31 protein-coding genes and 1 tRNA gene are annotated in these 15,158 nt (G+C 57.8%); 8 read left to right on the forward strand and 24 right to left on the reverse strand.

Annotated elements, in window-relative coordinates; genetic code table 11:
- Positions 1-57: 57 nt before the first annotated feature.
- From BLS87_RS22610 to BLS87_RS22710, 24 genes are all read right to left on the reverse strand, one after another.
- A complete protein-coding gene (locus BLS87_RS22610) occupies positions 58-747 on the reverse strand; it encodes an HNH endonuclease family protein (RefSeq protein ID WP_083370739.1) in 690 nt (229 codons plus the stop codon).
- Between the two features lie 5 nt (positions 748-752).
- Positions 753-1,091, reverse strand: a complete 339-nt coding sequence (locus tag BLS87_RS22615) for an HNH endonuclease (protein ID WP_074755850.1) — start codon at positions 1,089-1,091, stop codon at positions 753-755.
- A 108-nt stretch (positions 1,092-1,199) separates the two neighbouring features.
- On the reverse strand, positions 1,200-1,358 hold the full coding sequence (locus BLS87_RS34235; protein WP_167362094.1) for a hypothetical protein: 159 nt from the start codon (positions 1,356-1,358) through the stop codon (positions 1,200-1,202).
- Positions 1,358-1,561, reverse strand: a complete 204-nt coding sequence (locus BLS87_RS22620) for a hypothetical protein (RefSeq protein WP_074755852.1) — start codon at positions 1,559-1,561, stop codon at positions 1,358-1,360. The genes BLS87_RS34235 and BLS87_RS22620 overlap by 1 nt, the downstream gene beginning before the upstream one ends.
- Before the next feature lie 47 nt (positions 1,562-1,608).
- Positions 1,609-1,857, reverse strand: a complete 249-nt coding sequence (locus BLS87_RS22625; RefSeq protein ID WP_074755855.1) for a hypothetical protein — start codon at positions 1,855-1,857, stop codon at positions 1,609-1,611.
- 52 nt (positions 1,858-1,909) lie between these two features.
- Positions 1,910-2,179: a hypothetical protein gene (locus BLS87_RS22630; RefSeq protein WP_074755857.1), complete on the reverse strand. Its 270-nt coding sequence runs from the start codon at positions 2,177-2,179 to the stop codon at positions 1,910-1,912.
- Positions 2,180-2,188: 9 nt separating this feature from the next.
- On the reverse strand, positions 2,189-2,434 hold the full coding sequence (lysC, locus tag BLS87_RS34725; protein WP_244165888.1) for an Rz1-like lysis system protein LysC: 246 nt from the start codon (positions 2,432-2,434) through the stop codon (positions 2,189-2,191).
- Complete coding sequence (locus BLS87_RS22635; protein WP_074756149.1) at positions 2,337-2,723, reverse strand: hypothetical protein; 387 nt, start codon at positions 2,721-2,723, stop codon at positions 2,337-2,339. Before BLS87_RS22635 ends, lysC begins: the two co-directional genes overlap by 98 nt.
- Positions 2,724-2,728: 5 nt before the next feature.
- A complete protein-coding gene (locus BLS87_RS22640; RefSeq protein ID WP_074755859.1) occupies positions 2,729-3,055 on the reverse strand; it encodes a phage holin, lambda family in 327 nt (108 codons plus the stop codon).
- A 72-nt stretch (positions 3,056-3,127) separates the two neighbouring features.
- The gene (locus tag BLS87_RS22645) at positions 3,128-3,949 is read right to left on the reverse strand and encodes a phage tail tip fiber protein (protein WP_074755861.1); all 822 of its coding nucleotides are present in this window, start codon (positions 3,947-3,949) and stop codon (positions 3,128-3,130) included.
- Between the two features lie 216 nt (positions 3,950-4,165).
- A tRNA-Ser gene (locus tag BLS87_RS34240) sits at positions 4,166-4,251 on the reverse strand.
- A 186-nt stretch (positions 4,252-4,437) separates the two neighbouring features.
- Positions 4,438-4,824, reverse strand: coding sequence for an antiterminator Q family protein (locus tag BLS87_RS22650; protein WP_074755863.1), 387 nt, complete (start codon positions 4,822-4,824; stop codon positions 4,438-4,440).
- Entirely contained in the window at positions 4,821-5,108 is a 288-nt protein-coding gene (locus BLS87_RS22655; protein ID WP_074755865.1) for a hypothetical protein, read from the reverse strand. Before BLS87_RS22655 ends, BLS87_RS22650 begins: the two co-directional genes overlap by 4 nt.
- Complete coding sequence (locus BLS87_RS22660; protein ID WP_074755866.1) at positions 5,105-5,695, reverse strand: hypothetical protein; 591 nt, start codon at positions 5,693-5,695, stop codon at positions 5,105-5,107. The genes BLS87_RS22655 and BLS87_RS22660 overlap by 4 nt, the downstream gene beginning before the upstream one ends.
- A complete protein-coding gene (locus tag BLS87_RS22665) occupies positions 5,682-7,115 on the reverse strand; it encodes a replicative DNA helicase (RefSeq protein WP_143024457.1) in 1,434 nt (477 codons plus the stop codon). Before BLS87_RS22665 ends, BLS87_RS22660 begins: the two co-directional genes overlap by 14 nt.
- Positions 7,112-7,933 carry an ATP-binding protein gene (locus BLS87_RS22670; RefSeq protein WP_074755868.1) on the reverse strand — a complete coding sequence of 274 codons (822 nt, stop codon included), beginning with the start codon at positions 7,931-7,933 and terminating at the stop codon, positions 7,112-7,114. Before BLS87_RS22670 ends, BLS87_RS22665 begins: the two co-directional genes overlap by 4 nt.
- Positions 7,920-8,843, reverse strand: a complete 924-nt coding sequence (locus tag BLS87_RS22675; RefSeq protein WP_074755870.1) for a hypothetical protein — start codon at positions 8,841-8,843, stop codon at positions 7,920-7,922. Before BLS87_RS22675 ends, BLS87_RS22670 begins: the two co-directional genes overlap by 14 nt.
- Entirely contained in the window at positions 8,843-9,073 is a 231-nt protein-coding gene (locus BLS87_RS22680; protein WP_074755872.1) for a hypothetical protein, read from the reverse strand. Before BLS87_RS22680 ends, BLS87_RS22675 begins: the two co-directional genes overlap by 1 nt.
- Complete coding sequence (locus BLS87_RS22685; protein WP_074755874.1) at positions 9,070-9,657, reverse strand: hypothetical protein; 588 nt, start codon at positions 9,655-9,657, stop codon at positions 9,070-9,072. Before BLS87_RS22685 ends, BLS87_RS22680 begins: the two co-directional genes overlap by 4 nt.
- On the reverse strand, positions 9,654-10,421 hold the full coding sequence (locus tag BLS87_RS22690) for a BRO-N domain-containing protein (RefSeq protein ID WP_074755876.1): 768 nt from the start codon (positions 10,419-10,421) through the stop codon (positions 9,654-9,656). Before BLS87_RS22690 ends, BLS87_RS22685 begins: the two co-directional genes overlap by 4 nt.
- Positions 10,418-10,711, reverse strand: a complete 294-nt coding sequence (locus BLS87_RS22695; protein WP_074755878.1) for a hypothetical protein — start codon at positions 10,709-10,711, stop codon at positions 10,418-10,420. Before BLS87_RS22695 ends, BLS87_RS22690 begins: the two co-directional genes overlap by 4 nt.
- Positions 10,708-11,046, reverse strand: coding sequence for a hypothetical protein (locus BLS87_RS22700; RefSeq protein WP_074755880.1), 339 nt, complete (start codon positions 11,044-11,046; stop codon positions 10,708-10,710). The genes BLS87_RS22695 and BLS87_RS22700 overlap by 4 nt, the downstream gene beginning before the upstream one ends.
- The gene (locus BLS87_RS22705; RefSeq protein WP_074755882.1) at positions 11,043-11,378 is read right to left on the reverse strand and encodes a hypothetical protein; all 336 of its coding nucleotides are present in this window, start codon (positions 11,376-11,378) and stop codon (positions 11,043-11,045) included. Before BLS87_RS22705 ends, BLS87_RS22700 begins: the two co-directional genes overlap by 4 nt.
- 136 nt (positions 11,379-11,514) lie before the next feature.
- Positions 11,515-11,802: a Cro/CI family transcriptional regulator gene (locus tag BLS87_RS22710; RefSeq protein ID WP_143024458.1), complete on the reverse strand. Its 288-nt coding sequence runs from the start codon at positions 11,800-11,802 to the stop codon at positions 11,515-11,517.
- Between the two features lie 107 nt (positions 11,803-11,909).
- Between BLS87_RS22710 and BLS87_RS22715 the strand changes: the two genes are divergently transcribed.
- From BLS87_RS22715 to BLS87_RS22745, 8 genes are all read left to right on the forward strand, one after another.
- Positions 11,910-12,680, forward strand: a complete 771-nt coding sequence (locus BLS87_RS22715; protein ID WP_074755884.1) for a LexA family transcriptional regulator — start codon at positions 11,910-11,912, stop codon at positions 12,678-12,680.
- A gap of 83 nt (positions 12,681-12,763) precedes the next feature.
- Positions 12,764-13,072: a helix-turn-helix transcriptional regulator gene (locus BLS87_RS22720; protein WP_083370740.1), complete on the forward strand. Its 309-nt coding sequence runs from the start codon at positions 12,764-12,766 to the stop codon at positions 13,070-13,072.
- Positions 13,073-13,200: 128 nt separating this feature from the next.
- Complete coding sequence (locus tag BLS87_RS22725; protein ID WP_074755888.1) at positions 13,201-13,638, forward strand: tellurite resistance TerB family protein; 438 nt, start codon at positions 13,201-13,203, stop codon at positions 13,636-13,638.
- Positions 13,639-13,809, forward strand: a complete 171-nt coding sequence (locus BLS87_RS34245; protein WP_167362095.1) for a hypothetical protein — start codon at positions 13,639-13,641, stop codon at positions 13,807-13,809.
- A gap of 43 nt (positions 13,810-13,852) precedes the next feature.
- Entirely contained in the window at positions 13,853-14,080 is a 228-nt protein-coding gene (locus BLS87_RS22730) for an Arc family DNA-binding protein (protein ID WP_074755890.1), read from the forward strand.
- A complete protein-coding gene (locus tag BLS87_RS34455) occupies positions 14,067-14,435 on the forward strand; it encodes a hypothetical protein (protein ID WP_074755892.1) in 369 nt (122 codons plus the stop codon). The genes BLS87_RS22730 and BLS87_RS34455 overlap by 14 nt, the downstream gene beginning before the upstream one ends.
- Positions 14,432-14,761 (forward strand): hypothetical protein, encoded by a 330-nt coding sequence (locus BLS87_RS22740; RefSeq protein ID WP_074755894.1) that lies wholly within the window; start codon positions 14,432-14,434, stop codon positions 14,759-14,761. The genes BLS87_RS34455 and BLS87_RS22740 overlap by 4 nt, the downstream gene beginning before the upstream one ends.
- The gene (locus tag BLS87_RS22745) at positions 14,749-15,006 is read left to right on the forward strand and encodes a hypothetical protein (protein WP_074755896.1); all 258 of its coding nucleotides are present in this window, start codon (positions 14,749-14,751) and stop codon (positions 15,004-15,006) included. Before BLS87_RS22740 ends, BLS87_RS22745 begins: the two co-directional genes overlap by 13 nt.
- Positions 15,007-15,158: the final 152 nt, after the last annotated feature.

Raw genomic sequence — 15,158 nt, forward strand, 5'->3', positions numbered from 1 at the left:
CGCGGTCTGGAAGCGATCGACCCCCTATATTTAGACCCCCCCCCTGATAGAGCCAGCCTAACGCACCATTTCGGTGCGCATCTGATGAGAATCGATCTCATAACCGACAGGCGGTCGTGCTGCGGTCCCTACCTCTTGATGCCTGCGACTGGCCGGACCTGACCTGCCCTTGCGAGGCGAGAACACGTCATCGATCTTCCAGCCTGCACTGAGCCTGTACTCGATCGCGTTACGCGAGAGGTTCAGGTAGCGAGCCCACTCGATTAGGCACATCGTCTTGCCGTGCGCGGTGTAACGGCGTTCCGACCTGAGCCTGTGAGTTGCAGCCATCTTGTCGAAGCCACGCTTCGGATTGCAGACCGCGCAGCTCGCCACCAGGTTGTCTGGGGAGTTGTCGTCCTTCGTATCGTTCAGGTGGTCGACGTGCATGTCATCCCACGTCACCATCATTGAGCACCAATGGCAGAGGAACGGGCCATCACCATGCTCAGCGTGGTAGACCACCCGATGTTCATAAACTCGGTTGCTGGATGCTCGACGCAGCGGATGGTCAGGCGCATGAGCCAGCTTGTAGCCGTGACTGTGGTCGATGAGGCCAGGCCTCAACACCAATGCCTTATCCGTCGATCCATGCCGACGCTGCCTCATGTAGTGCTTCTCGCACAGGCCAGCGCCTTTCCTGTTGGCCGCACCGCTGCATCCAGTGACGCGGCAGTTGTCGTCCGGCTGGTTCTGGATCGTTTCCATAATGATTACCTGAATCGATCTGCGTTCTCTTCACGCTGCTTCACTGAGGAGTGGCAGCTGGCGCACAGGGACATCCACTTGGTCCTGTCCCAGAAGATCGCCATGTCGCCGCGATGCGGCACGATATGGTCGACCACGGTGGCCGACGTCACGCGACCATCACGCTGGCAGTACACGCAGAGCGGGTGAGCGTTGAGCCAACCCTCGCGCGCCTTCTGCCACTTGTAGCCGTAGCCACGCTGGTGTGCAGTCGTCTTGGTTGCGCGCCATGAGTTGGTGTTGACGATGGTCAGCCGCTCACCTTGGGTCTTCACCCTGCTTCCCAGCGTCTTCAGCCTTGGCATTTGGTTCGACCTTGGGTGATGGGTTGATCAGAGACCGAGCCCGGTCAGCGGCAATGGCGAACCACTTGGCTGCTCGTGCACGCCGTGCCGCACATCCAGAGCAGGCCATCAATCGAGCTCCAACCGCAGACCGCGCATGGCAGTAGCAACGACCTTATCGACGTCAGGGTCGAGACCAGTCCATTCGCTGAACCAGGTCACGGCTTGCAGGTAGGGTATGACCCACCAGGCCCACTTGATCGTGAATGTGATAGTGCTGATCGCCATCACGCTTCCACTCCGTAAGTGAATAGGTCATCACGGTTGAGGTTCGTCACCGCTCGATGCGAGTCGAACGCTATGGTTTGGCGAATCGATCTGGTGTACGGCGTTGTGGTCTTTCCTTCAAACCGCTCGCGGTGGACAACACGGCGACCGGACAGCAGCTCAATAACTACAGCGCCCAATACGTTGTTGACGGTGATCTTCATGCTGTCTCCTGCCGCGCCACGAAACGAGCGCATCTGAAAATGTGGAGCTAAGCGCTATGGCCTTCGACGATCAAATCTCTGCCGTCGACGTTGAATGTCACGGTGAGCTGGGGAATGCCGCGACCAGCCTCACTATGCAAGGTCGTGCTTACCTGGCAGGGCAGCAAATCGCCCGCTTCGGTGAACAGAGCAAACAGAGCATGCGCATTTGGCTTTCCGGGCACCGTCAGGCCCTGCTCGTCACCGAGCGCGGTTACGTCGATCCGGGAGGGGATCTGCTTCAAGATCAGCTTCATGGTCACTCCGAGTTGCGTCCAGATATGAACGCATCTGAATTTGTGGCGCGAGTTAGCTGTACGCCTTCCAGCCTGGCTGGAACTTGTTCGGCTGGGCCTGAAGGTGGAAATAACCGAGAACAGGCAGATTCAGGGTAAGCACCCCATTCCAGCCCGGTGACGACTTATAGTGTCGGGTCGAGCCGAACCCGTAGGGGATCAGCTGATTCGTGTGACGCCAATTGAGCGCCCAGCGCCAGGTGATCGAACCCTGCCAATGCAGCGCAGCAATCAACAGCGCGGTGGGGTTGTGAGAGAACAGCGTCAAAGGTCCAATCTTCATTGCCTACCTCTACTTGCTCTTGCTGCGTTGGATCTGGGCGTCGACCTGGTCGGCGCAGGTGTCGAGCAGATTCACTGCCCGATCCTTCAACGCCCAAAGGTCGCCATTGAGTGCGACGTCCTCATCGCTCTCGCTGATGCGTTCACAAGGGACCAGTTCAGGGGGTTCGAGCCTTACCGTTGTTGTCTTTACCGGTGCTGGCTGGTTTGCCGCGCAGGCCGTCAGGCAGAGGCTGATCAGCCCACTTACGAACAGCCGGGCTCTTACGCTTGAGGTCTTCAAAGTCTTTCCTCGCCTTCAGGGCTTTCTGTTCGCTGGCTTTGAGCCGGTTATTGAGGTCAGCCTGATAGGCAATGTTCCGTGCAGCCTCGGCACGTAGCGTGGTGATCGTGGCCTGGCTTTCGACATTGGCGGCAAGCGCGTCGGTCTTGGCCTTCGTCTCGATCGCGACCTCACCTCGAAGCGCGATAACTCGGTACTGCTGGATACCAACCAACAGAAGCCCGACGATCAAGATCACGCCGGCAAGGGCAATCGATCTCAACGTATTCATAGCGAGTCCACCTTGCGGCTAATGAATCGAATGATCAGCTCACGAACCGCGCTGACGCCGATGAACCCGATCGCACTACCTGCAACGATGGACAGATTCGCGGGCCATCCCATCCAGTCGATCAACGTGCTGGCAGACAGACTCAAGCCGCCGCAGATCAGCGCCTCAGCGAGCACCCGGCGAACACTGGTCTCTTTGGCTTCCCAAATGATGCGAAGCAGCGAGATAACGAAGGCCATGATTGCGCCCTGCCATAGTGGATTGCTTAACGCCAGCCAGACTGCGGCCCAGAACTCAGGGTTTTTATCGGGCATGAGTTGCATCCGACTGTCCTCCCTTGGAGGGAGCGGAAATAGAAACCCGCTTGCAACGGGGATGGTTGTTCGGGGCTTAGATCAGATGCGATGCAGTAAGCCGCCTGCGCGAAGCTCGTCGCGGATAACGGCACGCACTCGATCGGCAAAAGGCTCACCTTCGGCGATCATGCTTTTCCCAAGCTCTGTCTCGCTGATGGTTCCGGCAATCAAGTCGAGGATCTTCTGCGCGTTGCCCTCTGCGATGGCCTGCTCGATTTCAGACTTCGGCTGCTCATCCTTAACGGCGAATTTGTCTGCCGAAGTCAGCAACTGCGATCCGATACCGATGCCGGCAGCGACGTATTGTCCGTTGCGTACCTCCAGCTTGATCGACCACTGCGGCGATACCTTGTTGTTGGTCACGGTGCCGTTTTCTACCGCAGCCTCACTGATGAACAACTGGTCATCCTCAACCACGAAAGGTTGCTCCAGATTGCCGAGCCGCACGCGCACGACCCCGTCATGAATGATTGTCATGCAGCCATTCTTGTGAACGACCCTGGTACCAGCGACCTTGGCACGCTCGACTCGCGCTGCTGCTTCTTCGGATGTTTCTGCGCGGCGGTACGTAAGCAAGGTTCGCAAGTCCGACCCGTTACCTTCAAACGAACGGTCTTCAGTCGAAAATTCAGCGTTGCCCCGATACTGATCCGGGATAGCATTTATCGCGTCACGGATGAATCTGCAGCGCTCCAGTGCAATATGCGGGATATCGCTTTCATTCCATTCAGCAGCGGTGATCGTGATGAACTGCGGCTCTGGGGACAAGCCACCCACCTTAATGGTGGCAGCATTGATCTCGAAACGACCGTCTTCGATCTTCCAGCCGGAGACACCCGGCACGTAGTCATGGCTCTGCATCGTGTGCTCCAGTAACGAAAAAGCCCCGGCAAATGCCGAGGCTCGAAATGAGTGATGTCTTTCCATCAGTCCGCCAAAGCCGCCCCCAGCACACAAGAGGAATGAGGCGCTTCAACTGCCGGTGTTCTTTCCGTACGCGTGACTTCCGGCTATACCGCGTCCAGGCCCTGCCCGAAGGCCCACCCTGACTATGGCTCCACGCACCCATCAGGTGATTGGCGGAAGGTGAAAGAGTCGAACTCTTACCGTTACCGATAGCTCCGGGTTCAAACCGGATTGCCCACCACTGGGCGCCACCTTCCAAAATCCCGCCAAAGCGGGTCGGCCAGCTCATCACGAGCAAGCCAGGCCGCGAGAATCACGCTCGCAGGCAAATTCGAGACACAAAAAACCCGACGCAATGGTCGGGTCTTTGTCTGGGGTGTCGCGCTGAATGCGTTGAACACCGTGCCATGAAAACAGGTGTTTATCCGGCCTGAAAGAACTTTTTACGCTACCTCGCGAAAAGTCTCCAAAGCAGCATCAACCCACGCCACACCTTGCCTCACGACTTCACGGGCTGAGCGCTCAGACATCTTGTGAGCCTCGCCGATGCGAACCATCGTCCACTTGGCGCCGAAGTACCACCAGATGAATTCACCCATCTGCTGATTGCGCTTGATGAGACGGGCAATGATCGAATCGACGACCATTGCAGCATCGTCGGTAATCACGTAGCTCATGGCGCTTGGCTCAGGGCAGCATTGGTTCTTGAGCGCTGCCAGTGGAGAGACATAGCGCGGCACGCCCATCCCCGACATCCGCCAGCTTCCCCACTGTTCCAACAGGTATTCGGTGTCACCCAGCGGCTTGTCGGTGTAGGTACGTTTTTTCATGCCGCTTTCCTCGGATCTGGTTCGTTGTTCAGGCCAAGCAGGTCGCGAAGCATCTTGTCGGCGTGTTTGTTTTTGGCGTTGCCCTCAAGTACCCACGCTTTCGCGTAGGCCTCGAACCCGATATGGCCGGGTGTGCCATGCCAGTCCGCAACGATGTCCATCAGAGCCGCCGAGGCGATTCGCCCGTTGGTCTGCTCCAGCAGCATCCGATTGCCCACCTTGAGGAATTTGCATTCCACCTGGGTCAGGCTCTTGCGCGGCAGTGCCACAGTTACGTTACTCATTGCGGTGCACTCCACACAGCCAGTTTTTTGTCGGGGTTGGTCCGGCGATGCTCGACAGACACCGCTTTCGCCCAAGATTCATAGGCCTGCGCAGGGGAATCCCCAACGCCAGCCCATGGGTGGCCGTCAGCAACGCACCAGTATGTGCCGCGCTTGCCGGTGATCTGTACCTTGGGCAGTCGACCAGTGAAGCCGACCTTGCCGCGCGCAAGCCAAGCCTCAACGGCAGGCCATATGGTCAGCTGCTCTGCCTTGTTGAACTCATGCTTTCCGCCGTGGCTGGTAAGCTCGGCCAGGCCGTAGTCTTTGTTCGCCACCCACATGCAGAACCCAGTGGGGACGTGCTCGAGCTCATAGCCCTTGTGGCGCCATGCCCAGTCATCCGGGAATTCGCGCAACGAGTCGGCGATGCGCTGCGCTTCCGGGTACTTCGCCTCCGCAAGCTTTACGAAGGTCTGCCCCTGATCGAGGACCACTGCGTTGCCACCATCCAGAATCTGCGCCGGCGCCGAGGTATTGATATTCACGTAGTCCCGCGTCAGCTCTACGGGCGTGCGCGATGGTTTCAGCCAGTCAAAAAGCCGCATGGTCAGGCCTCCCCTTGCCGTATTTGCGCCCGGTGGACGGACGATTCATTTCGACGTCTTCGTCGGTGAAGGAGCCGGGGATCAACTCAACGAACCGGTGATATGCACCTTGGTGCTGCACGCGGCACGAGCCAGTCGGGCCGTGGCGGTTCTTGTCGACGATCAATTCGGTGACACCTGCCTGCCCGGCTTCCGACTCGTTATCCCGATGCACCAGCACCACGACATCGCTGTCAGCCTCGATCTGGCCTGAATCGCGCAGGTCGCTTTTGGTCGGGCGCTTGTTGGCTCGACTGGCTGGCCCTCGGTTCAACTGCGCCAACACCAACAGCGGCACACCCAGCTCTTTGGCAAGGCGTTTAAGCCCTTTTGAGATGTCGGTAACTTGCTCGTACCGGCTGGATGATTTGTTCTCGCCGTTGATGAGGCCGATGTAGTCGATGGCGACGATGCCCAACCCATGCTCACGCTTCACAGTACGGCAGATCTGGCGGATATCTCGCAGGGTCAACGTCGAGTCATCACAGAAAATCAGCGGCGCGTCGTTGAGTTGGCCGACAGCCTTCGTCAGGCCCGGCCATTCCCCATCGGCCATAGAGTGACCTTCGGCGATATGTTTGAGCTGGACGCTGCCGACCGATGCGAGTGACCGGTTCGTCAGTTCGACATCGGTCATTTCCATCGAGAACACCAGCGCCGGCACTTCCTTGACCAGCGCCACGCGCTCGGCAATGTTCAGTCCCAGCGTGGTTTTCCCGCTTCCGGGAGTACCCGCGACCACGACCATATGCCCAGGGCAAAGACCGGGAATGAACTCATCCAGCGAGGCCAGGCCGGTGTCGAAACCGAGACTGACCTCCCGGTTGAAGCGCCGGTCGATGCCGTCCACGGCTTCCGGCAGGATCTCACCAATGAACCGATAACGGCGCCGAGCATCAAGCCCCTCGGCTTCGAGCGCCATCCAAGCTTGCTGTCCTTGGCTCAGCACCTCATCGAGCGCGTCACCATCGTGCAGCCGCTCGCTCATGATCTGCGCGGCGGCGATCACTCGGCGGGCGACCGACCGCTGCTTGACGATCTTGCTGTAGGCAGTGAAGTTCGCTGCGCTGGGCGTGTTATGTGCGATATGGGCAGCCACGCCCAGAGTGCTTTGGCCGTCGGCCAGGTGTGATCGGGTATCGGAAAGCGTCACGACGTCGATCTGCAGCGACTTCGAGCGCATCGCGAGCATGATCTCGAAAAGCTCAGCGCAGGCCGGATGATGGAAATCACCCGCTGTCAGTCTGGCCCCTGCATCGTCGATCAGATCAGGCTGGTGAATCATGCTACCGATCAGGGCGTATTCAGCATCGTGGCTATACAGCGCCGAATGAGGCACTTCGCGGTAAGTTGACTCGGCAATGTCTGGATAATCCATCATGCCGCACCTCCCGACCGTGCCGATGACCAGGTGAACGGCGCCAGCAACCCGCCATTCTCCCGCAAACGGTCAGCAGCACGAGGGCCGATGAAATCCTGAAGCTTGTCCGGCGTCTGATTGCTCACCACGATGGTCGGAAGTACACGCTGATAGCGGGCGTCGATCACTTCGTGCAACAGGCTGGGCGTGAAGTCCTTGCCGGGCTTCGGGGTATGAAACCCCACCTCGTCGATCACCAGCAGATCGACGCTGGCCAGGTCGGCAATCAGCTCGGACTTCGACGGACCAGCATTGCTGCGGAAGCTATCGGTCACAGCCTGGGTGATCGATTCAGCGGTGACGATCAGACCAGTTCGCCCCTCATACCGGACAACGTGCTGCAGGATCGCGCACGCCAGATGCGTCTTGCCGCAACCAATCTCCCCCATGAGCATCAGCGCCCGGCCATCCTTGAAATGCTTTTCGAAACCTTCCGCGTACTTGCGGCAGATGTTGAGTACGCGCTGCTTGGCAGCATCCTCGCCGGTGACGTAGCTGTCGAAGCTGCATGTGCGGAAGCGCGGCGTTATCCCGGTAGCCAGCAAAGCGGCGTTCAGGTCCTCGGCCATGTCATCCGCCACCGCGCTCAGGTGGGTTTCTTGATCCTTCGGCGTGTTGTGCAATGCCTGCCAGCGGCACGCCGAGCAGGTGCTGAGCTTCCAGGTTCCATCAAACTGCTCGACCAAGCCTTGCATGAACTGGTTGTGGCCAGGAACCCCGCAGGAACGCATCCGGCTTTCGGCAACGCGCGGCGCAGGGCTGAATTTAGAAATTGTCATTGGGGTACATCTCCTGCGAATGCTTTGGGACGGACAGCACGGCGCTTGCCTGCGCGCCTTGAGATTTGAGCGCGGGTTGAGTGCCGACATACGGTGTCCAGTGCTCACCAGCACCCAAGAACGTGGAAGGCTGCTTCACGAACTCGGTGCCCAGCTTGCCGAACGCTTCCTGCTCAAGTCGGTAGTTGGTAGCTGCGGTGATCAGGTCTTGAGGCGAAACCCCAGCCTTGAGGCGGGCCCGCCACTTCTTCCAGGCGTCCGGCTTCGGCGATGCACGATGCCGACGTGGGTATTCACGCCAGAACGCCTCGAACTCATCCGAGTAGGCCTTTGCGGGTTTGGCGGTTTGTGAGCCAGCCTCCTGATCACCTGATTCAACAAGGTCATCCTCGGCCGGTGTTTCGTCAGAAACGCCAAGAGGTTTTTGATCTGCGTCCCCAATCAGAGAATCAGGAATCAGAGAATCCTCAATCAGAGAATCCTCAATCAGAGAATCAGGCGATCTTGGCGATGCCATGGCACTACCTTGGTCATGCTCTGCACTGCCTTGGATAGTGCTTGGCACTTCCTCTACCTGATCAAGCACCGGGGCAGGCAATGTCCCGGCCTTCTCTCGGACGTGTGGAGTCTGGTGCTTGGCAAAGTTCAGCACCTGAATTGCACTGACCTCGGCAGTGCTGTAACGAAGGATGAAACCAGCATTTGCGAGGTCAGATAGCATCCCGTCGATGTCCATTTCATCGTCATACGGAAATGCTTGGCCCTTGATGCGCTTGGGTCGGTCCTCAATCCGCCCGTCACGATCCGCAAGCATCCAAAGGTAGATAAACAGCAGCCGATGTCCGTGGCTCAGGTCAGCCAAGAGCTCGTTTTCCATGAGCCCAGGCTTGATGTTTCTTGCACGGGCCATCAGATGTCGAGCTCCTCTGTTACTCGCTTGATGAACTGGTCATAGCTCTCGCTCAACTGAAAACCTGCATCTTCCAAGGCGATCCGATGCAGCTTGGCATCGCGGTAGAGCATCCAGCGGGCCTGCTCCGGGAGATCCTTGTAGGCCGAATAGCTTGGCCACGGGCCAGCGATCACGAATGGACCGCTGGTTTCTGGTCGGACAGCGGTGATGTTATTGGGGAAGGTCATTGCAGAGTCTCCCCATGCTTGCGATTGATCTGCGCGGCCATGGCCTCCAGCGAACCTCCCGAGAGACGAAGGACCAACTGGCGCAGCGCGGTGGTGGCGTCAATCGAGAAGACCCGCGCCTCATCCATTGCCAGAGCCTGAGGAGAGTGATCGAGAATCAGACGCTGCACTCGGTCGCTGTAGTTGAAGGCCGCGCACGCAAGCTCCTGGAGAGACAAGTGAGTGAACGCCTCGGGCGGCAAGGCCTCGACCGGAAATCTGATGACCGGAATGAACTGGTCTGGTTTAGGCCCTCCCTCCAGCAAATAGCGCCCCATCGCCTCCCAGTGGTCCTTGGCAACTTGAGCGGCGTCATGACCGGTCTTGCGCTTAAACAGCACTTTGAGCGCATAGAAGGCCCGAATCAGATCGATATGGGTGTCGTCCTCCTTCTCAATCGAGTACTCGGGCTCGTTGATCACATCCAGTGTGTCTTTTACGACCTCGAAGCACTTGAGCAGCAACGCCGCGTCGGCGTGCTTTTCGTAGTTCTCTTCGTCGATCACTTCAACTACAGGAGGGGTAAAGTCCACTACGTTACTCATGATTTGGCCTTCTGGACCAGGCGGAACCGGCCCTCAAAATACGGGTGGGTTGCCTGGGTGGCGGTGACCATCGTCGATTCGGAAACGAATCGGTGAAACGCAGCCGTGACATGGCTTTTCGACCAAACCAAGTACTGCGAACCAAGCGCCTCTTCGTGACCGTTACGCACCATGCCGGCAGGATTCGGCTGGCTTGGCCACTGCTTCAGCACGAAGTCGACCACGGCCCCGGACAGTCCATGGCGTTTGAGCATCGTTTCCTTGATGCGGGTCAACGATTGGCAGTTCTGTGGGCAGTGGTCCCAAACCGTCGTTTGGCTCAGATCTTCAACGCGGCGCTCGATGCGCTCCAAGGCGACCTGCTGTTGAGCCTGCTGCCGCTCGATGGTGATCACTGCCTGGGCGTTTGCCAGCAGTTGCTCACCCGGCGTCATTGGGCGTTGGTAGCTGCCGGTCTTTCGGATTGATGGCAAAACCTCGCCTGTCACCCACCGCTTGAATGGCTTCGCTTGAGGTTTCCGGCTCAGAAGTACGGCGGAATAAAGACCAGACTCGCTGATGACGACCATTTCCTGATCGCCGCCAAGGGTCTGCACAATTGACAGACCCTTTTCGTCCTCATCGAGGTGACGTGTCATCGCAGATGCTTCGCTGTACTCGAGGACAGTCGAAACATCACCAGCCACGAACCACGGCTCACCCTGGCTATCGGTGATTACGCGAATGTCGGCGCCTTTGAAGTTGAACGGGATCAGATGCTTCATTGCGCGCCCTCCGCTTCCGCGCCAGGATTCGGCACCTCGGCGTTTTGTGGCGCGGACTCGCTCAACTCCTTGAATTGTTCCATTGCCAAGCGCACGCCGCCTGAGTCGGTGTCCGACAAATACTGAGCGAGCTGAGCGAGATAGCTTGCCCCGCGACCGCTGTTATGCAGATGGTCGAGCTGGATGGCGCCCGCCAGGACTGACAACCAGTTGAGGACATCAATGGCCGCGAGCATTTGAAACTCGGCCTCGGCTGCCAGTTCTTGCATCGTTGGGAGTGGCCTGTTCATTTTCCGCCCCCTTGATGTGGGATGTTCGCCAGCTTGTAGGTAGCCGCGGCACCGGTTTCAGTCATCGTCATGCTTAGCAGTGCTAAGGAGTTGATAAGCCATCCCGCGCTTAGCGCCAGCTCGTCAGTGAGCTCCTTGTGAAGCGCTGCATGCGCCAGCAATTCGCCGACAGCAGCAAGACCGTGACCGATAGTGATGCCGAAGGATTCGGCGGCGTTCTCGACCGCCTGCAATCCTTCAACTTGATCCGTTGTGAGCTTCGCGCCAGGCTTGGATGCCGCCGGGTATTCGCGCTCAACATCCACCAGCAGTTGACTCCACATTGGCGAGGTCATTGGCGAACCTCCCCTTCTGCCCTTGGCTTCATCCCACGCTGAACCGACCAGACGAGTGCGCTTACCGCTTCTGCGATGAACGCCAGCGTCTTCACGCCGTCGCAATAGGCCATTTCTCCCATGTTCAGCGAGTCGTGCAGGTGATCGCAGATCTGCCCCAACCCAGAAGACAAAGTCTTCGCAGTCTCAAGCGCGTCTTCAATGTTGGTGCCGCCCGCGACGTTGAAAACCATGAGCCCGCGGTTGTCGATTGGCGTGTTGCCAAAACAACTCTCGACGGTCATCAAATGTTGCGCGAGGTTAATTCCGGTGGTATTTTCTGGACGTGACATATCGTTCTCCTGGAACGAAGAAGTGTTAAACCCATTCGCTGCGAACGAACTGGGAAGAAGACCCGGCCTGCGAAGCCGGGTTTTTTATTGCCTGCGAAAAGTCAGCCGGACAATAAAAATAGGGATTGGCAGGCAGTCATGGCGCCGCCTGATGGCTACTGGATAGGCGAACAGGTACATCTGGCGCTGATGGCTCAGTGCCTAAGGGATTATTATTGTTTTGCGGTTCGGGGCTACCGCTCCGGCGCTGACCTGGGAAAGGCTTCTCCTCAACAGCGGAAATACCGGCTTCACCTTGGTCAACGACGTAAATTGAGCGACCCTCGCGAATCGCCTTGCTCAAAGCTCCTTGGCTCATGCCAAGGCGTGTAGCGGTCCAGGCATGTCGCTTCGCCGCAAATTCAGCAAGTGGAATGCGATGCACTTGGCTGTCTCCAGATTTATGACCTTTTTAAATAGTGCTTGCGGGATTTTTCAATGTCAATGGCAGCGGCATTGGTTTTTTAGTCCCGCCAGACATATGGTTTGATCATGAAAAAACGACCGCTTACTGAAGAACAACTCGCCGAATGCGCCGCTCTCAAAGCCATCTACATGGCGAAGAAGGACGAGCTCGGACTTACGCAAGAAAAAGCCGGCGAAATGCTTGGTATGAACCAAGGATCGTTCAGTCATTACCTTAATGGGCGTAATGCACTGAATTTGGAGTTCGCTTCCAGGGCAGCTGTTCTCTTTGGAGTCCCCGTCTCTGCTTTCAGCACGCGGTTAGCCGAGATGATCGATGCCTTGTCGATCTCGCTGCAGGGCGTCCAGATGGCCACCAGGGAAGCTCGCCGGATCTATCAAGCCGATCCAAACGAAATTTCAAACATCACGCCGGCGACAATGCCTTGGAGACCTGTCAGGAGCTATCCAATGATCAGTTGGGTGGCCGCCGGAGCGCGCGCTGAATCGCCTACGAACCTGGTGCCGGAACGAGCGGAGGAATATTACGAATCGACGGAGAATGCCGGTAATCACGGATTCTGGCTCGAAGTAAAAGGCGCTTCGATGACAGCTGCTAGTAATCCTAGCTTCCCGGAAGGGACACGAATTTTGGTGCAGCCGGAAGGGTTTGAGGTTGTGAGCGGCAAGTATTATGTCGCTCAGCATTCAGACGGTGAGGCGACCTTCAAACAGTATGTTCACGATGCCGGGTGGGACTATCTAGTGCCGCTCAATACGAGTTTCAAGACGGTTGAAATGGATGAAAACTGGGAGATCATTGGTCGGGTAGTGGATGCCAGAATACCCGGCTTGTAAAAAAATAATCCCGCAAGGATTGACACCAATAAATCCCGCCAGCACTATAGCTCCATCTTCTACGAGATCTGGAGCTTCACATCATGGAATTTGTCACGTACGGTTCTCTCTTCGGAAAGCTGGGAAGCATACTCGCCGAGCGCGAGCTTCAGTGTCTCCTAGCGATCGCCAACGGCGACACCGACAAAGAAGTCGCTAAGCGCGATGGCGTTTCTCCTCGATCCATCAAAGGCCGCATTGAGTCTGCCATGCACAAGCTGGGCGTCTTCAAGCGAGCAGCACTCGTCGCTGAAGCAATGCGACTTGGGCTAATCGGCTTCTCCTGCAACATGACCCCTTCCCCACAGCAGAACCACGATCAGGATTCTCACGATGGCGTATTCCTCGCGTGATCAGCGGCGTGCGCTTGTGCGCGAGCGCAGTCCGGTGATCAGCGTCGACTGACCCATACCCCAACTGATTTTTGCGAAAGCCAACAACGCGGCCGGGATTCGTTCGGCCTGAAAAAGAGGATTTACCTATGTTCAGAAAACTGTTTGGCAAGAAAGGCCGTGAAGCCCGCGCAGCGATGGGCGTCATTCAAAACCGCGACCTGATGCAGGCGATCGTCTACGGCGCCTTCTACGTGGCTGCTGCCGACGGCGAAATCAGCGAGGACGAGCTGAAGAAGGCGGAGAAGCTGATCGCCAACACGCCCCAGCTCAAAGGCTTCGGCCCGGAACTCTCCAATACCATGGATCGCGCCGAGAAAGACTTCCATGACGGTGGGCACCGCATCCTGCGTATGAACGCCGAGAAGGAGCTGAAAGACCTGGCTCATTCGCCGGAGGAGGCGCAGATCGTAATCAACGTGATGCTGACCATCGCCGAGGCCTCGGGCGACATCGACGACAAGGAAATGACTGTGCTGGAAAAGGCGGCGAAGCTCATGGGCCTTTCGCTGAAAGACTACCTGTAAATGTTTCGCCGGTTCAGCGACCGCGCCCGCCGCTGGGCAGCCTTCGGGCTGGCCGGTGGTGTGGTGTTCGTTGATTCGGCCAGCCGTCTGCTTTCGATGGTGGGTGACCTGATTCTGGTCACGCTCCTGCTGATCGTGCTGCTGGCCGGCAAAGCGCAAGACAAACAGTAAAGGGGGCGGCGCAGCAAATGCGCCCTCCACCCGAGGAATTACCATGTCGAAAACTTCTGATTCACGTCTCGCTCCAAAATTCGTCGTGCGGCTGCCAGAAGGCTTGCGGGAGGAAGTTGATGCGGCCGCAGATGCTGCTGACACTTCAATGAACACCATCTTTGTTCGCGCCATCCGCCAGTACCTGGACAAACAAAACCGTCAAGATCTGTTGCTTGAGGCGTTGGTGCGGGCTGCCGGTCCTGTCGAGGTGGCCCATGCAAGCAATTGAGCGTGTGACATTGGTACTGCGGGCCAAACCGGGCGAGACGCTTGCTCCGCTCCTACAGCACATTTTGTTGGGCGCCCCGGTTGCTGTCGGCACCGGTGTCGCGATCATTGCCGGCGCCAGCGACCGCGATGTGCTTGAAACCAGTCTTGGCAGTGAAGAGTTCTGCATTGATGCCCGGATCAAGGAAGCTGCCGCCAACCTCGACCCTCGCAACCTCTTTGCCAGCATCAACCCAATCGGTGCGAGTGCTGATGAACTGGAGCAGGGCCGGCGCGGGTTCGTCGACGAGCGAACCCACGCTGACTACCTGATCTTCCTTTCCGGCTTCCGCGCAGCACAGGGGATTGACCAATGATCCGCACCATCACCTCAACCGCAATCAGCACTGCTCTCAGCCTGTGCCTTCTGATCGGCAGCTACACAGCAGCTACATTCGGGTTTTACGTGCTGGTGTTCTTCAACGCCTTCGCATGGGTCGGGATATTCGCTGGCGTGATCAAAGGTGAGGCAGCCGCGCGCATCCGTCAGTACTGCTGGATCAGCGCGTTGAGCAGCGCTTTCCAGATCTATGCCCTGATCGCCACCGACCATCCATTCTTGGCGGCATCCTGCTTTATCACTTCGTTCTTCATCGTGGACTTGGCCTTCGGTGACAAGGAGAAGACGCCATGCGCGGACTGATTCTCACCCTCCTGCTGCTCGTTTTCGTGGCGTCGGTGTATGCGGACCAACCCCAGCAAGTGATCGACGTTCAGCATGATGCCCACCGCCAGGTTACGTGCTGGATCATTCCCGGAACCGGCATTTCATGCCTGCCTGACGGCCAATTGCGCCAGCCAAATGTGACGCAGGATCACAATAAGGAGCGACCAGCACCCGCGAGCGTCCCTACCCAACGACAGGATGAAGAGGTGTTTCAGCTATGACTCAGCAGATCTCGGGTGCCACCCCACAAGCAGGTCAACCAGGTGGGAAGCTCACAGAGTTTCAAAGTCTGGGTCACCGCCTTGTTCGGTTCGGCCAGGCCTTGCAAAGCGAGGCCACGACAGTGGCAGAACTCACCAGGCTGGCTAACGCC

It is taken from the genome of Pseudomonas abietaniphila (genome assembly GCF_900100795.1).
Lineage (GTDB): Bacteria > Pseudomonadota > Gammaproteobacteria > Pseudomonadales > Pseudomonadaceae > Aquipseudomonas > Aquipseudomonas abietaniphila.

Excerpts from the sequence above, each read along its gene's own strand:
- BLS87_RS22610 (WP_083370739.1), bottom strand. The coding sequence starts at position 747 with ATGGAAACGATCCAGAACCAGCCGGACGACAACTGCCGCGTCACTGGA.
- BLS87_RS22615 (WP_074755850.1), bottom strand. The coding sequence starts at position 1,091 with ATGCCAAGGCTGAAGACGCTGGGAAGCAGGGTGAAGACCCAAGGTGAG.
- BLS87_RS34235 (WP_167362094.1), bottom strand. The coding sequence starts at position 1,358 with ATGGCGATCAGCACTATCACATTCACGATCAAGTGGGCCTGGTGGGTC.
- BLS87_RS22620 (WP_074755852.1), bottom strand. The coding sequence starts at position 1,561 with ATGAAGATCACCGTCAACAACGTATTGGGCGCTGTAGTTATTGAGCTG.
- BLS87_RS22625 (WP_074755855.1), bottom strand. The coding sequence starts at position 1,857 with ATGAAGCTGATCTTGAAGCAGATCCCCTCCCGGATCGACGTAACCGCG.
- BLS87_RS22630 (WP_074755857.1), bottom strand. The coding sequence starts at position 2,179 with ATGAAGATTGGACCTTTGACGCTGTTCTCTCACAACCCCACCGCGCTG.
- BLS87_RS22640 (WP_074755859.1), bottom strand. The coding sequence starts at position 3,055 with ATGCAACTCATGCCCGATAAAAACCCTGAGTTCTGGGCCGCAGTCTGG.
- BLS87_RS22645 (WP_074755861.1), bottom strand. The coding sequence starts at position 3,949 with ATGCAGAGCCATGACTACGTGCCGGGTGTCTCCGGCTGGAAGATCGAA.
- BLS87_RS22650 (WP_074755863.1), bottom strand. The coding sequence starts at position 4,824 with ATGAAAAAACGTACCTACACCGACAAGCCGCTGGGTGACACCGAATAC.
- BLS87_RS22655 (WP_074755865.1), bottom strand. The coding sequence starts at position 5,108 with ATGAGTAACGTAACTGTGGCACTGCCGCGCAAGAGCCTGACCCAGGTG.
- BLS87_RS22660 (WP_074755866.1), bottom strand. The coding sequence starts at position 5,695 with ATGCGGCTTTTTGACTGGCTGAAACCATCGCGCACGCCCGTAGAGCTG.
- BLS87_RS22665 (WP_143024457.1), bottom strand. The coding sequence starts at position 7,115 with ATGATGGATTATCCAGACATTGCCGAGTCAACTTACCGCGAAGTGCCT.
- BLS87_RS22670 (WP_074755868.1), bottom strand. The coding sequence starts at position 7,933 with ATGACAATTTCTAAATTCAGCCCTGCGCCGCGCGTTGCCGAAAGCCGG.
- BLS87_RS22675 (WP_074755870.1), bottom strand. The coding sequence starts at position 8,843 with ATGGCCCGTGCAAGAAACATCAAGCCTGGGCTCATGGAAAACGAGCTC.
- BLS87_RS22680 (WP_074755872.1), bottom strand. The coding sequence starts at position 9,073 with ATGACCTTCCCCAATAACATCACCGCTGTCCGACCAGAAACCAGCGGT.
- BLS87_RS22685 (WP_074755874.1), bottom strand. The coding sequence starts at position 9,657 with ATGAGTAACGTAGTGGACTTTACCCCTCCTGTAGTTGAAGTGATCGAC.
- BLS87_RS22690 (WP_074755876.1), bottom strand. The coding sequence starts at position 10,421 with ATGAAGCATCTGATCCCGTTCAACTTCAAAGGCGCCGACATTCGCGTA.
- BLS87_RS22695 (WP_074755878.1), bottom strand. The coding sequence starts at position 10,711 with ATGAACAGGCCACTCCCAACGATGCAAGAACTGGCAGCCGAGGCCGAG.
- BLS87_RS22700 (WP_074755880.1), bottom strand. The coding sequence starts at position 11,046 with ATGACCTCGCCAATGTGGAGTCAACTGCTGGTGGATGTTGAGCGCGAA.
- BLS87_RS22705 (WP_074755882.1), bottom strand. The coding sequence starts at position 11,378 with ATGTCACGTCCAGAAAATACCACCGGAATTAACCTCGCGCAACATTTG.
- BLS87_RS22715 (WP_074755884.1), top strand. The coding sequence starts at position 11,910 with ATGAAAAAACGACCGCTTACTGAAGAACAACTCGCCGAATGCGCCGCT.
- BLS87_RS22720 (WP_083370740.1), top strand. The coding sequence starts at position 12,764 with ATGGAATTTGTCACGTACGGTTCTCTCTTCGGAAAGCTGGGAAGCATA.
- BLS87_RS22725 (WP_074755888.1), top strand. The coding sequence starts at position 13,201 with ATGTTCAGAAAACTGTTTGGCAAGAAAGGCCGTGAAGCCCGCGCAGCG.
- BLS87_RS34245 (WP_167362095.1), top strand. The coding sequence starts at position 13,639 with ATGTTTCGCCGGTTCAGCGACCGCGCCCGCCGCTGGGCAGCCTTCGGG.
- BLS87_RS22730 (WP_074755890.1), top strand. The coding sequence starts at position 13,853 with ATGTCGAAAACTTCTGATTCACGTCTCGCTCCAAAATTCGTCGTGCGG.
- BLS87_RS34455 (WP_074755892.1), top strand. The coding sequence starts at position 14,067 with ATGCAAGCAATTGAGCGTGTGACATTGGTACTGCGGGCCAAACCGGGC.
- BLS87_RS22740 (WP_074755894.1), top strand. The coding sequence starts at position 14,432 with ATGATCCGCACCATCACCTCAACCGCAATCAGCACTGCTCTCAGCCTG.
- BLS87_RS22745 (WP_074755896.1), top strand. The coding sequence starts at position 14,749 with ATGCGCGGACTGATTCTCACCCTCCTGCTGCTCGTTTTCGTGGCGTCG.